The organism is Pseudomonas sp. Pseusp9, from assembly GCF_059491265.1.
Map to the genome: position 1 here is coordinate 4,050,737 of NZ_CP168500.1, position 14,523 is coordinate 4,065,259.

11 protein-coding genes are annotated in these 14,523 nt (G+C 62.1%); 4 read left to right on the forward strand and 7 right to left on the reverse strand.

The window, feature by feature from the left end:
- Positions 1-35: 35 nt before the first annotated feature.
- From ACEN8E_RS18165 to ACEN8E_RS18175, 3 genes are all read right to left on the reverse strand, one after another.
- Entirely contained in the window at positions 36-818 is a 783-nt protein-coding gene (locus ACEN8E_RS18165) for a transporter substrate-binding domain-containing protein (RefSeq protein WP_495589295.1), read from the reverse strand.
- A 27-nt stretch (positions 819-845) separates the two neighbouring features.
- On the reverse strand, positions 846-2,849 hold the full coding sequence (locus ACEN8E_RS18170; protein ID WP_495589296.1) for an aminotransferase class I/II-fold pyridoxal phosphate-dependent enzyme: 2,004 nt from the start codon (positions 2,847-2,849) through the stop codon (positions 846-848).
- Between the two features lie 157 nt (positions 2,850-3,006).
- Entirely contained in the window at positions 3,007-4,407 is a 1,401-nt protein-coding gene (locus tag ACEN8E_RS18175; protein WP_495589297.1) for an MFS transporter, read from the reverse strand.
- Between the two features lie 216 nt (positions 4,408-4,623).
- Between ACEN8E_RS18175 and ACEN8E_RS18180 the strand changes: the two genes are divergently transcribed.
- Positions 4,624-5,508: a LysR family transcriptional regulator gene (locus ACEN8E_RS18180; RefSeq protein WP_495589298.1), complete on the forward strand. Its 885-nt coding sequence runs from the start codon at positions 4,624-4,626 to the stop codon at positions 5,506-5,508.
- Between the two features lie 212 nt (positions 5,509-5,720).
- Positions 5,721-6,140 (forward strand): organic hydroperoxide resistance protein, encoded by a 420-nt coding sequence (locus tag ACEN8E_RS18185; RefSeq protein WP_057396648.1) that lies wholly within the window; start codon positions 5,721-5,723, stop codon positions 6,138-6,140.
- A 171-nt stretch (positions 6,141-6,311) separates the two neighbouring features.
- Here the strand turns inward: ACEN8E_RS18185 and ACEN8E_RS18190 are convergent, their stop codons facing one another.
- Together ACEN8E_RS18190 and ACEN8E_RS18195 are read right to left on the reverse strand one after the other, a co-directional pair.
- Positions 6,312-6,761 carry a cupin domain-containing protein gene (locus ACEN8E_RS18190; RefSeq protein ID WP_495589299.1) on the reverse strand — a complete coding sequence of 150 codons (450 nt, stop codon included), beginning with the start codon at positions 6,759-6,761 and terminating at the stop codon, positions 6,312-6,314.
- Between the two features lie 182 nt (positions 6,762-6,943).
- Entirely contained in the window at positions 6,944-7,471 is a 528-nt protein-coding gene (locus ACEN8E_RS18195; protein ID WP_495589300.1) for a winged helix-turn-helix transcriptional regulator, read from the reverse strand.
- 98 nt (positions 7,472-7,569) lie between these two features.
- Between ACEN8E_RS18195 and ACEN8E_RS18200 the strand changes: the two genes are divergently transcribed.
- On the forward strand, positions 7,570-8,202 hold the full coding sequence (locus ACEN8E_RS18200) for a cysteine hydrolase family protein (protein WP_495589301.1): 633 nt from the start codon (positions 7,570-7,572) through the stop codon (positions 8,200-8,202).
- Positions 8,202-9,767, forward strand: a complete 1,566-nt coding sequence (locus tag ACEN8E_RS18205; RefSeq protein WP_495593350.1) for an aldehyde dehydrogenase (NADP(+)) — start codon at positions 8,202-8,204, stop codon at positions 9,765-9,767. The genes ACEN8E_RS18200 and ACEN8E_RS18205 overlap by 1 nt, the downstream gene beginning before the upstream one ends.
- Before the next feature lie 144 nt (positions 9,768-9,911).
- Here the strand turns inward: ACEN8E_RS18205 and ACEN8E_RS18210 are convergent, their stop codons facing one another.
- Positions 9,912-11,330, reverse strand: a complete 1,419-nt coding sequence (locus ACEN8E_RS18210; protein ID WP_495589302.1) for an efflux transporter outer membrane subunit — start codon at positions 11,328-11,330, stop codon at positions 9,912-9,914.
- Positions 11,330-14,521, reverse strand: a complete 3,192-nt coding sequence (locus tag ACEN8E_RS18215) for an efflux RND transporter permease subunit (RefSeq protein ID WP_495589303.1) — start codon at positions 14,519-14,521, stop codon at positions 11,330-11,332. The genes ACEN8E_RS18210 and ACEN8E_RS18215 overlap by 1 nt, the downstream gene beginning before the upstream one ends.
- Positions 14,522-14,523 lie beyond the last annotated feature (2 nt).

The following is a 14,523-nucleotide window of genomic DNA, read 5'->3' on the forward strand; positions in this document are numbered from 1 at the left end:
GCTCGCTCCCACAGGTTTTGCTTTCAGGGCTGGGGTCAGAACGCAGGTTTCACGCTGGTGCCGAAGTAGCTTTGGGAGAGGTCGTCGTAGTCCTTGCTTGCCAGCAGCTCCTGGATGGCCTTGTCCAGTTTGGCCTTGAGTTCGGTGTCGTCCTTGCGCAAGCCGGCCCCCACGCCTTTGCCGAAGATCGGGTCATAAGGCACGGTGCCGAGGTAGGCCAGGTCCTTGGCATCCGGGGTCTTGACGAACGACGCCATGGCGGTGCCGTCGGCCATCATCAGGTCGATGCGGCCGGCAATCAGGTCGGCGTTGGCCGAGTCCTGGGTGTCGTAGTACTTAATGTCGGCGATTTTTTCGTAGTAGGTCTTCAGGTAACTGGCGCTCACGGTCGAGTTCTGCACGCCGATGATCTTGCCCTTGAGGTCATCCGGGTATTTCTTCACCGACGACTCTTTCGGGCCGACCACGGCAATCGCCGAGTCGTAGTAGGCCTTGCTGAAGGCGATCTGTTTTTCGCGCTCTTCGGTCACTGACATCGAGGAAAAAATCACGTCGATCTTCTTCGCCAGCAGCGATGGAATGATGCCGTCCCACGCCACTTCCTTGATCTCGCAATCGGCTTTCATTTCGCTGCACAGCTTGTGGATCAGGTCGACTTCAAAACCCTTCCACTCACCGTTGGCCTGCTTCTCGGTGTAGGGCGGATAGGGTTCGGCTGCCACCGCGAACCTGATCGGTTGCGCTTGAGCGGCACTCATGCCGGCCAGCAATAAGCAGGCTGCACCGGTCAACCAGTTTGCAAAACGTCGATTTCCCATGTTGTTTTCCCGTCTTTTTATGATGAGTTAGCGAGTCTGATGAGCGTTGACGAATTGTCGGCAACGCTCGCTGCGTGGGTGTACGAACACTTCGTCCGGCGAACCGGTTTCCTCGATCAGCCCTTGATGCAGGAAGGCGACTTTGGAAGAGACATCGCGTGCGAACGCCATTTCATGAGTCACCAGGATCATGGTCCGGCCTTCTTCGGCGAGGGAGCGGATCACCCGCAGCACTTCCCCGACCAGTTCCGGGTCGAGTGCCGAGGTGGGTTCATCGAACAGCATGACCTTGGGCCGCATGGCCAGGGCCCGGGCGATGGCCACCCGTTGTTGCTGTCCCCCGGAGAGAAACGCCGGGTACTCGTTGCGCTTGGCCGCAAGCCCCACGCGTTCGAGCAGGGCTTCGGCCCGTTCGGTGGCCTCCGCACGGCTTTCACGCAGGACCTGGGTCGGCGCTTCGATGAGGTTTTCCAGCACCGTGCGATGGGGCCAGAGATTGAAGTTCTGGAACACCATGCCCAGGCTGGACCTGATGCGCACCAGCTGCTTGGCGTCCGACACCAAAGGTGCGCCGGGACGATTCTGGTTGAGGTGAATGCTTTCGCCATCGACCAGGATGCGTCCCTGATCCGGCACTTCGAGCATGTTGATGCAGCGCAGCAAAGTACTTTTGCCCGAGCCGCTGGCACCGATCAGGGAGATCACTTCGCCCTCGCGGGCGGTCAGGGAAACACCCTTGAGCACTTCGATATTGCCGAAGCGTTTGTGCAGGCGATCGACCTCGATCATGGTCTTGCCCGCTGTCGGTTCGACGGTTGCGGTACTGGTCACGGTGCCGATCACCGGCCTCGGCGCTTCGCCGTTGAGCACCCGGACAAAGTCGCGAATGCGCTGGCAGGCCTGGGCCAGTCGCTCTTCACTCAAGGTGAACGACAGGCGTACGAAACCCTGGGCCGGTTCACCGAAGGCCGCCGCATCCAGCACCGAGACGCCGGCTTCGCGCAGCAGGCGCCAGGCGAATTCCAGCGACGACAGGCCGGTGCTCCGCACGTCCACCAGCACGAACATGCCGGCATCGGGGTTGAGCACGCTGATGCCCGGGCAATCGGCCAGGCCGGACACCACCAGATCGCGGCGCCGACGATAGATCTCGCGCATGCCGTGGGTGACTTCATCAAAGGCCTGCACAGCCTTGAGCGCCGCTTCCATGACAAACCCGGGCAGGCCGTACAGCATGCTCAACACCAGGGTTTCGACATGGTTGACCAGGGCTTCGTTGGCCACGACCCAGCCGATGCGCCAACCGGTCATGGCATGGGATTTCGACAGGCTGCCGATCACCACGCAGCGCTCGGCCATGCCCGGCAACGCCGCCAGGCTGAGGTGTTCGCGCTCGTAGGCAAGGCTTTCGTAGACCTCGTCGACCACCACCCACAGGTCATGGGCGATGGCGAGGTCGGCGATGGCTTGCAGCTCTTCGCGATTGAGTACTACGCCGGTGGGATTGTTCGGGTTGGAGAAGAAAATCGCCCGGGTACGCGGGGTAATGGCCTTGGCCAACACGGCAGCATCGAGACGGAAACCCGAGTCCGCCGCGCAGGGCACCCGCACCAATGTGGCGCCGGATGCCTTGAGCGTCGCTTCATAAGTCACGTACATCGGGTCGAAGGCGATCACTTCGTCGCCGGCGCCGAGCAGGCACATCGAAGTGGCAAACAACGCGTTCTGCGCACCGGCCGTGAGAATGACGTTGGACGCCTGCAGTTCGCGGTCGATCAACGGGCTGTAGCGACCGGCAATGGCCTCGCGCAGGGCCTGGCGGCCAGCGATTTCGGTGTAGTGGGTATCCCCTTCGCGCAGGGCGTGGATGGCGGCGTCGGTAATGAAATCGGGGGTGGGGAAATCCGGGTCGCCGACGCTGAGGATGATCACGTCCTCGCCGTTGCGCTGCGCCGCATTGGCCGCGTAGTGAATATCCCAGGCGGCAACGCCTTGGCCACTGATCCGCTCAACAAAGGGTGAAAACCGCATGCCAGTGCCTCGTTCGAATTGAAGAAACGCAAGCCCGCAACCAGCCGGGGGAAGGTGGTCCCCAACATAGTCGAGACTGAACACTCGTTCAACAGAAAACTCACAAGGCTTCGCGTTCAGCGCAAACAGGTCGTTTTCACGACAGTCGCGCCGTTTTTCAGTACGAGGTTGCCAGGCGCCGGGATACCCATTGACTGAGCCTGCCGATGACCAGCGCCACGACAACCAGCGCCGCCGCGACGGCGAACGTGACCCGCATCCCCTGCGCAACCGCTGCCGGTGGTGCCTGCACAATGTTGCTGCTGGCCGTGGCGAAGGCGAACACCGCGCCCATCACGCAAGCGCCGGTGATCAACCCCAGGTTGCGTGACAGGCCAAGCAGACCGGAAATCACGCCACGTTGCTGCGGCGCAATGTCCGACAGCACGGCGGTATTGTTCGCCGTCTGGAACAGCGCATAGCCGGCGGTGAGCACCATCAGTGGTGCAAGGTAGCCGAGCACGCCGACGCTCATCGGCATGGCCGGCAGGATGGCAGCGCCGGCCAACATGGCTATCAGCCCGAGTGCGCTCGAACACTGTGCGCCCAGGCGGTCGACCAGCCGCCCGGAGGGCACGCCGGCCAATGCCGCCACCAGCGGGCCGGCCGACATCACCAGGCCGACACTCGTTGCCTTCAGACCCAGTGCACCCGACAGATAGAACGGGCCGACCACCAGGGTGGCCATGACGACCGTGGTCACCAGGGTGCTCATGGCGAACCCTGCGCTCAGCAGCGGATTGCGCAACATCGTCAGTTTGACCAGCGGCGACGTGGCCGTCTGCTCGACGAACACGAACAGGATCAAGCCGATCACCGCGACCAGCAGCAGCGCCGTATTGAGCGGGCCGAAGCTGCCGTGCCCCAGGGTCACGGCCAGCGTGTAGGCCAGCAGGGTCAGGACCAGTACCAGCGTGCCGAGTGCGTCGAAGTCTGGCCGGGTGGACGTCATTTCGTGTCGATCCGCTGGCAAAAAGCGCCAGGCGAGTCCGAGCGCCAAAACACCCAAGGGTACGTTGAGCAGAAAAATCCCCTGCCAGCCCACCTGTGCGATCAACACGCCGCCAAGCGTTGGCCCCAGGGAAGTGCCGACTGCCGACATCGTGCCGAGCACGCCCATCGCACTGCCGGTTTTTTCCTTGGGCACCGCCGCGCTCACCATGGCCATGGACAACGCCATCATGGTCGCCGCGCCAACGCCCTGTAAGGCCCGGGCAGCAATCAGCAGCCACAGGCTGGGTGCCAGTGCGCAGAGGATCGAGGCGAAGGTAAACAGCGCAATGCCGATCAGCAGCAACCGCCGCCGCCCCATGAGGTCGCCGAACCGGCCAACGCTGACGATCAACACCGTGATGCTCAGCAGGTAGGCGAGCACCACCCACTGCACGGCCTGGAACGACGCTGCAAACGCCTCGGCCAATGCCGGTAGTGCAACGTTGGCACTGCTGGTGCCCAGGGACGACAGCAACATGGATAACGACAGGCTGGCCAAGGCTCCCCGAATCGATATGGACTTCATTTTCTCGCGACTCCGCAAACAGGTTGTCCCGAGCGTAAGCCTGGCCATAACATGGCGGAAGACGCAGCATTTGCAGCTTATACGTGCATACAACGCCACCTACCCACAAACCCATGTGGGAGCGAGCCTGCTCGCGAAGGGGCCGTCAGCTTCAACATTTAAGTTGGCTGACACACCGCTTTCGCGAGCAGGCTCGCTCCCACAGGAAATGATTCGATGCCCGACCTGAATCTGTTGATCACCCTGAACGTGTTACTGGAGGAAGGCAGCGTCGCGCGGGCCGCACAGCGTTTGCGCCTGAGCCCGTCAGCCATGAGCCGGGCGCTGGCGCGATTGCGCGAAACCACGGGCGATCCGCTGCTGGTGCGGGCCGGGCGCGGGCTGGTTCCCACACCTCGGGCGCTGGAATTGCGTGAGCGCGTCGGCGCGCTCGTACAGGACGCCGAAGCCGTACTGCGCCCCGCCGAGGCGCTCGATCTCGCTCAACTGACCCGCACGTTCACCCTGCGCACCAGCGACGGTTTCGTGGAAAATTTCGGACCGCAGCTCATCTCACGCATCCACCAGGAGGCGCCCGGTGTGCGCTTGAATTTCGTGCAGAAGCTGAACAAGGACAGCACCTTGCTGCGCGAGGGCTCGGTGGACCTGGAAACCGGTGTGATCGGCGAATCGACCAGCCCGGAAGTGCGCACCCGGATGCTGTTTCGCGATCGGTTCATTGGCGTCGTGCGCACAGGGCATCCACTTGCTCAAGGTGAAGTGACACCAGTGCGCTATGCCGACGCCCGGCACGTTCTGGTTTCACGCCGGGGTCACGATAAAGGCGTCATGGACGATGCCTTGAATGAGCTGGGCCTGAAGCGCGACATCGTCACCATCGTCGCCGGTTTCTCGTCGGCGATTGCATTGGCGCGGGCTTCGGACCTGGTCGCCAGCGTACCGCAGCGGCACGTCGGCAACCTGTGCCACGGGATGCATAGCTTTGCCCTGCCGTTCCCCACGCCACCGATCACGGTTTCGATGCTGTGGCACCCGCGCATGGACGCCGACCCGGCGCATCGCTGGCTACGCGGGTGCGTGTGGGAGGTTTGCAGTCAATAACGCTACCGCCAGGCTTGACCGCCACACCCTCCCCGGTCGAAGGCATTCAAGCGCTTTGTATCGAACTGTATTTCCCCCGGCCACATTACACAGCGATACAAATCCGCCAGGTTCAGGACATATAGGCAGTACATGGCAATGAAAAAGTGGGGCGCATCGGAAAGCGCAGGTTTTCCGAGCATTCCAGCGACCCACTGACAGGAAAAACCACCATGATCAATGCAATCGATACCGTGCTGTACACCGGCAAGACCCACACCACCGGCGGCCGCGACGGTCAGGCGCGCAGCACCGATGGACGCCTGGACATCAAGCTTTCGCCTCCCGGCTCCTCAGGTGCCGGCACCAATCCCGAGCAACTGCTGGCGGCGGGTTGGTCGGCTTGTTTCATCGGGGCGATGGGCAAGGCGTCCGTCGCGCTGAAAGTGGCCTTGCCGAGCGACGTTGCAGTGGATGCCGAAATCGATCTGGGCAAGTCCGAAAACGCTTTCTTCCTTCAAGCCCGTCTGAATGTCAGCCTGCCGGGCCTGGACCCGACCATCGCACGCAAGGTGGTGGAACTGGCGCATCAGACTTGCCCGTACTCCAAGGCGACCCGTGGCAACATCGACGTCGAGATCAATCTGGTTTGACCGATGCAGAAAAGCCTGGCCTGAAGTCTTGATAGCGGTCAGGCCAGGCTTCCTGAACACCGCAATTACTTGTAGGAGCGAGCTCGCTCGCGATGGTCTCAAGAGCGCCGCGTTTAGCCAGTAAGCACGCGTTATCGTTAACGACCATCGCGAGCAAGCTCGCTCCTACAATTACTTCAGGATCAGCAGCGGTTCGCCTTTCTTCACGATGTAAGTCGCCAGTTCCGAGGCCTTGCCCCCACCCACGTTCTTCGCCACATGGGCGACGCCTTCAGGGATGTACAACGAATCACCGGCCTTGAGCGTCACCGGTGCCCGCCCTTCCAGTTGATACTCGAATGTGCCGCTGATCACGTGCGCCACTTCGACGCCCGGGTGAGTATGTTTGGGCGAAGTCACGCCGGAATCGAAATCCACGAGTACTTGAAGGACTTCGCGATCGGCAGAGCCCAGGTCTTGGTGTACCAGGTCGGTGCGATGCAGGCCCTGCTGCCAGCTTTTCATCGCCGGGGCCGGCTGTGCTTCCTGGGCTTGAGCGAGGCTTGCTGCGGTGGCAAGCCCCGTCGCGGCCAGGATCATGCCAAGCTTGCCGAGGGTGTGACGGGTGTGGGTACGCAACATTGTCTTTCCTCCAGTTGAACCACGCCAGGCCGCGCCGAAAGTGGCGCGATGCCGGTGGTGCCATTTGAAGGCCAGCGTGTATCGCCCGGGTGTCGGGAAACGCCGGTTTTGTATTCTCGGGTAACGGCGGGCGTCGCCGACACCTACGGATACAAACCCACCGCTGCCGGTATGTTGCGGGTCTACTCCCCCACCGCTACCGGATCGGCCCCGCGACTGCCCTTGAACGCTTCGCGCCGGGCGCTGCGCTCGGCGACATAGGCAACACTCGGTTCACTGATCAGGTCTGCGCGGCGCAAGGGCTGCCCGCAATGCACACACAACGGCCCGAGCCCGGCCGGCTCGCCGCAGCTGCGGTGGGTATACACCACCGCCAGCCCTTCCTCGGGCGACTTGCACCAGGTTTCGCCCCAGGCCCGTAGCGCCAGGATCACCGAGTAGAACGCATCGCCTTTTTCCGTGAGGTGATATTCGTAGCGTTTTGGCCGTTCGCTGTAGGCCCGACGCGTGATGATTCCGTCCGCTTCCATGCTCTTCAAACGCGCCGCGACCATTTGCGGCGTACCGCCGGTCTGCGCCTGGATGTCGTCAAAACGATGGCTGCCCATGAACAATTCACGCAGCACCAGCACCGTCCAGCGGTCGCCCACGACGGATTCGGCCCGGGAAATCGGACACAGGGTTTCAGAAACGGTTTTTTTCACCGACATGCGGTAGTGCCTCTTTCCTAGTTACTATGATTATCATATCTACGTGAATTCCGAGCAACTACACTTCACACCCACCGATTATTTTGCGGAGCACCGTCATGTCCAACGCTACCTACCCTCTTGACCGGACTGCCTATCTGCTGGTCGATCCCTATAACGATTTTCTCTCCGATGGCGGCAAGGTCTTTCCCCTGATCGAGCCAATCGCCAGGCAGGTCGGCCTGCTCGACAACCTGCGCACGCTCGATCGCACTGTACGCGCGCTCGACATTCCAGTGGTCATCGTACCGCACCACCGCTGGGAAAAAGGCGACTACGAAAACTGGGATCACCCAAGCCCCTCCCAGTGCAAGATCATGCATATGCATCATTTCGCACGCGGGGAATGGGGCGGCGAATGGCACCCCGACTTCGCACCGAAGGAAGGCGACATCGTCGTACAGGAGCATTGGGGGTCGAGCGGTTTTGCCAATACCGATCTCGATTTTCGCCTCAAGCAAAAGGGGATTACCCACGTGATCATCGTCGGCCTGCTGGCCAATACCTGCATCGAGGCAACCGCCCGCTACGCTCAGGAACTCGGCTATCACGTCACCCTGGTACGCGATGCCACCGCAGCCTTCAAGCCGGAAATGATGCATTCGGCCCATGAGCTGAACGGTCCCACTTTCGCTCATTCCATCGTGACCACCGCTGAACTCGTTGCCGCGCTGGCACAGGCAGGTGCGTGATGCAGTTGACTGGCAACCTGTTGATCGGCGCCAGCGATGTCGGCGCCCGCGAAGGCACCCTGAAGGCGCTCAATCCCGCGACCAACCAACCGATTGAACCGGCGTTTGCGCTGGGCAGCGTGGCCGACGTCGACCGCGCCGCGATCCTCGCCGACGAGGCGTTCGATGTTTACAGCCATACCTCGCTCGCCGTCCGGGCGGCGTTTCTCGAGTGCATCGCCGACAACCTCGACAGGGTCCGCGAAGCACTGGCGGCACGGGCCGCCCTGGAAACCGGCCTGCCCGAGGCGCAACTGCAAGGCGAGGCAATCAAGGCGGCTTCCCAGTTCCGCCAGTTCGCCGATGTCGTGCGCAAGGGGCGCTTCCTGCAACTGGCTATCGACCCGGCACAACCCGAGCGCCAGCCACGCCCGCGCATGGACCATCGCCTGCAGAAAATCGCCATCGGCCCGGTGGCGATCTTCGGTGCGAGCAACTTTCCCATCGCCTATTCGGTGGCCGGTGGCGATACCGCTTCGGCGCTGGCAGCCGGCGCGACCGTGATTCTCAAGGCGCACAACGCGCACCCCGGCGCCTCGGAAATTCAGGCCCGCGCCATTCGTGAGGCGGTGCAGGCCTGTGGACTGCCCGAAGGCGTGTTCTCGATGGTGCGTGGCAGCGGCAATGCCATTGGCGAAGCATTGGTCGATCATCCGCTGATCAAGGCCGTGACCTTCACCGGTTCCGAACAGGGTGGCATGGCGCTGTATCGGCGTGCGCAACAACGCCCCGAGCCGATCCCGGTCTTCGCCGAAATGACCAGCGTCAACCCGACCTTCATCCTGCCCCGGGCACTCGCCGAACGCGGCGCGCAGATCGGCGACGGTTTTGCCGAACGCATGCTGGTCAACGTCGGCCAAGCCTGCCTCAAGCCGGCGATTCTGATTGCCATCGACGGTGCCGGGTTTGCAGCACTGCGCCAGGCCATGAGCAAACGCGTGAGCGAAGCACCGGCACGCACGATGCTGACACCGGGCATCCATGGCGCGTACCTGAAGGGGCTTGGCAACCTGGAGAACGCCGGCGCCCGCCTCGTCGCCGTTGGTTCGACTTCCACTGCGGAAGTCGATGGCCGCTCGGCGCTGTTCGAAGTCGATGGCCAACGCTTTCTCGCCGAACCGGCGCTTTCACAGGAAGTATTCGGCCCGTCCGCGCTGCTGGTGAAGGTCAGGGACGAGGAAGAACTGTTACGGGTAGCGCGTTCATTCAAGGGACAACTCAGCGCAACCCTGCACCTTGAACAGGACGATCTCCCCCTGGCCCGTCGCGTGCTGCCGACCCTGGAACGGCGCACCGGGCGCATCGTGGTCAACGCCTTTGCCCATCCGCAGGAAGTGTGTTTTGCCACCGTGCATGGCGGGCCGTTTCCAGCCACTTCGGACAGCCGTTTTACCTCAGTGGGCATGACCGCCATCGAACGCTTCCTGCGCCCGGTGACCTACCAGGGCTTTCCGGATGCCCTGCTGCCAGAGCCTCTGCGCGAGGGAAATCCCTTGGGGCTACCGCGCCTTGTGGACGGTCAATAGACGAAAAATGTCATTACGTTAACTTGTAGGAGCGAGCTCGCTCGCGATGGTCGTTAACGAAAACGCGTGCTTGCTGGTTAAACTCTGCGCTCTTGAGTCCATCGCGAGCGAGCTCGCTCCTACAACAACCACAACAACGGTCAGTCAGTCGAGTTTGGCAAGCTTGGTTTCACCGCTGTCCCAACCGCCACCCAGGGATTTGTAGATCGCAACAATGGCCCGGTACTGGTCGGTTTCACCCAGTGCCTGGGCATCCTCGGCGTTCAACCGCTCACGTTGTGCGTCCAGCAACACCAGATAATCCACCACCCCTTCCTTGTATTGCGTCGCCGCCAGGTCGGCCGCCGAACGACTCGACTCACTTTGCTTGATCAGCGACAGCAAGCGCTGCTGGCGTTTGCCGTAGTCGCTGAAGGCATTTTCCGATTCTTCCAGTGCGAGCAGCACCTGTTGCTCATAGGTCGCCAATGCCCCCTCGGCGTCGGCGTTTGCGCCACGAATACGCGCCCGCACACTGCCCAGGTCAAACGCCGCCCAGGTGATGCTCGGCCCCAGGCTCCAGGCGCGGGCGGCACTGGAGCCGATTTGTGAACCACGCCCCGCCGTGAACCCGAGGAACCCGCTCAGACTCACCCGGGGAAACAGGTCGGCGGTGGCCACGCCGACATCGGCCGTGGAAGCCGCCAACCGGCGCTCTGCCGCCAGCACGTCCGGGCGCCGGTGCAACAGCTCACCGGGATCGCCGATTGGTAGCGCCTTGGCGATGGCCGGCAAGTCCTTTGGACTCAAGTCAATGCTCAGCGTGTCCGGGCGTTCGCCCAGCAGTGTGGCGATGCGATTCTTGTGATGCACCTGCTCCGCTTGCAGTTGCGGCACGCTCGCCTCGACCGCCGCCAACCGGGCATCGGCACGTACCACGTCCAGCTCGTTACCCACGCCAGCGTCACGCAGGCTCACCGTCACGGTGCGCGATTCACTCTGGTTCTTGAGGTTGGCCAGGGCGATTTTTTCCCGCAGTTGCGCCCCCCGCAGCTGACCATAGGCATCCACCAGTTCGGCGATCATGCTCACCCGCAGCTGGTACAGGTCCGCCGCCGAGGCGTCTTCACGGGCATCGCTGGATTCCAGTGCGCGCTGGATGCGCCCGAACAGGTCGATCTCCCAGGCCATGTCCAGGCCCAGATCGTAGCGTTCGGTGTTCACCCGGTGCTCAGTCAACCCCGGCACCTGCGACTTGCCCTGCAGGCTGCTGACCCGGCTGGTGACCACCGGCAGGTTGTCGTTGCTGACGTCGTCGCGGATGGCCCGGGCGGCTTTCCAGCGAGCGAAGGCCACGCGCAGATCGCGGTTGCCATTGAGCGCTTTGCCGACCAACTGGTTCAGCGTGGGGTCATCGAATTGCTGCCACCACAGCGTTTCGAAACGCGTTTGATCGTAGTTGGCCCCTTGTGCCGAGACGACATGGGCAGGTGCCGTGTCTGGAGTTTTGTAGTCCGGCCCGACCGTGCACGCCGCCAACGCGGTGACCAGCAGACTCGGTAAAAACAGCTTGAAAGCGCTCATCAGTGTGCCTCCGGATCAATAACATTGAGCGAGTGAACGTGGCCCGCCTTGCGTGCGGCTTTACGCTCGATGTAGCGACGAATCAGGACGAAGAACACCGGTGTCAGCAGCAACCCGAAGAAGGTCACCCCGAGCATCCCGGAGAACACGGCAACCCCCATGGCCCGACGCATTTCCGAACCGGCTCCGGTGGATGTCACCAACGGGATCACCCCCATGATGAAAGCGAACGAGGTCATCAGGATCGGCCGCAGACGCATGCGGCAGGCCTCCAGCACGGCGTCCAGCGGCGACAGGCCCTGGTCCTGTTTGTCCTTGGCGAACTCGACGATCAGGATCGCGTTCTTGCAGGCCAGGCCCACCAGTACGATCAAGCCGATCTGGGTGAAGATGTTGTTGTCGCCCTTTGAGATGATCACCCCGGCAATCGCCGACAGCAGGGTCATCGGTACGATCAGGATCACCGCCAGCGGCAGGCTCCAGCTTTCATACAGAGCCGCCAACACCAGGAACGCCAGCAGCACGCAGAGCGGGAACACCAGCAGCGCGGTGTTGCCGGACAGGATCTGCTGGTAGGTCAGGTCGGTCCATTCGTAGGTCATGCCGTTGGGCAGCTCTTCCTTGAGCAGCTTTTCAATCGCCGCCTGCGCCTGGCCGGAGCTGTAGCCCGGGGCCGCGCTGCCGTTGATTTCCGCAGTGACGAAACCGTTGTAGTGCGAGACCCGGTCAGGCCCGGAAGTCGGGCTGACCTTGACGAAGGTGGCCAGTGGAATCATCTCCCCTCGGTCGTTACGCACCTTCAACTGGCCGATCTGTTCCGGCTCCTGGCGGAACTGTTGCTCGGCCTGGACGTTGACCTGATAGGTACGGCCAAAACGGTTGAAGTCGTTGGCGTACAGCGATCCGAGATAGACCTGCAAGGTGTCGAAGATGTCGTTGATCTTCACCCCATGGGTCTTGGCTTTTTCCCGGTCGATGGCGGCCTCGACCTGGGGCACGTTCACCGTGTAGCTGGTGAACAGGTTGGCGAGCTGCGGAACACTGCGGCTCTTGGTAATGATATTCATGGTCTCCTTGTACAGCTCGTCGTAACCCAGGTTGCCCCGGTCTTCGATCTGCAGGCGGAAACCGCCAATGGTGCCCAGGCCTTGAACCGGTGGCGGCGGGAACACCGCAATGTAGGCGTCCTGAATGCCGCCGAACTTGGCGTTCAACGATGCGGAAATCGCCCCGGCGGACAGGCTCGGACTTTTGCGTTCATCGAATGAACTCAAGCCGATGAACGCAATACCGGCGTTCGGGCTGTTGGTGAAACCGTTGATCGACAAGCCCGGGAAGGCCACGGCACTGTCGAAACCGGGCTCGTTCATGGCGATGGTGCTCATGCGCCGGATCACCGATTCGGTGCGATCCAGGCTGGCGGCATCCGGCAGTTGCGCAAAGGTCACCAGGTACTTTTTGTCCTGGGTCGGCACAAACCCCGTCGGCGTGGTGCTGAAACCCATGTAGGTCAGGGCGATCAGGCCGGCGTAAACCAGCAATGCCACGCTGCTGCCGCGAATGACCTTGGACACCGTCCCCACATAGCCATGGCCGGCCTTTTCAAACAGCCGGTTGAAGGGTTTGAACAGCCAGCCACCGAACAGGCGATCCAGAATCCTCGAGAAGCGGTCTTTCGGTGCGCTGTGAGACTTGAGCAAGACCGCCGCCAATGCCGGCGACAAGGTCAGCGAGTTGAACGCGGAGATCACCGTGGAAATGGCGATGGTCAGGGCGAACTGTTTGTAGAACTGCCCCGTCAGGCCAGAAATGAACGCCGCCGGCACGAACACCGCACACAGCACCAGCGCCGTCGCGATGATCGGGCCGGTCACTTCGCCCATGGCTTTTTTGGTCGCTTCGACCGGGTCAAGCCCCGTCTCGATGTTGCGCTCGACGTTCTCCACTACCACGATCGCATCGTCGACCACGATGCCGATGGCCAGTACCAGGCCGAACAGCGACAAGGCATTGAGCGAAAAGCCGAACAGGTGCATCACGGCAAACGTACCGATCAACGAGACCGGCACCGCCACCAGCGGAATGATCGAGGCGCGCCAGGTTTGCAGGAACAGGATCACCACCAGCACCACCAGGACCAACGCTTCGAACAGCGTATGGACCACCGCTTCGATCGAGCTACGCACGAAGATGGTCGGGTCGTAGACGATCTCGTAGTCCATGCCTTCGGGGAAGTTCTGCTTCAACCTGGCCATCGTCGCCCGTACCTGGTCGGACACCTCGATTGCATTGGAACCCGGGCGCTGGAAGATCGGCATCGCCACCGCTTCCTGGTTATTGAGCAAGGCGCGCAAGGCGTACTGGTTGGAGCCGAGTTCAATCCGGGCGATGTCCTTGAGGCGGGTGATCTCGCCATCGGCACCACTGCGGACAATCACGTTCTCGAACTCTTCCTCGGTGACCAGGCGGCCCTGGGAGTTGATCGACATCTGGAAGCTGGTGGCATTGGGCGCCGGTGGTGAACCCAGTTGGCCGGCCGCGACCTGACGGTTTTGTTCACGCACCGCATTGACCACGTCGGTGGCAGTCAGGTTACGTGACGCGGTCTTGTTCGGGTCGAGCCAGATCCGCAGCGAATAGTCGCCGATACCGAACATCTTCACGTCACCGATTCCGTTCAGTCGCGTCAGTTCGTCCTTGACGTTGAGGATCGCGTAGTTGGACAGGTAGAGCATGTCGTAGCGCTTTTGCGGCGAGGTCAGGTGCACCACCATCGTCAGTTCGGGCGAGGCCTTGTCCACCGTGATGCCGATGCGCGTCACCTCCTCCGGAAGTTTCGGTTCGGTGCGGGTCACGCGGTTCTGCACCTGCACCTGGGCGTTGTCCAGGTCGGTGCCGAGGGCGAAAGTCACGGTCAGTGTGAGCCGGCCATCTGCCGTGGACTGCGAGGACATGTACAGCATGTTCTCGACCCCGGTGATGGCTTGTTCGAGCGGCGCGGCCACGGTTTCGCCGATGACCTTGGGGTTGGCGCCCGGGTAGTTGGCATGCACGACCACGGTCGGTGGCACCACTTCCGGGTATTCGCTGATCGGCAACTGGAACAGCGAGATGGCACCGGCAATCAGGATCAGCAGCGACAGCACGGCGGCGAAGATCGGCCGCGTGATAAAGAACTGTGAGAACTTCATGG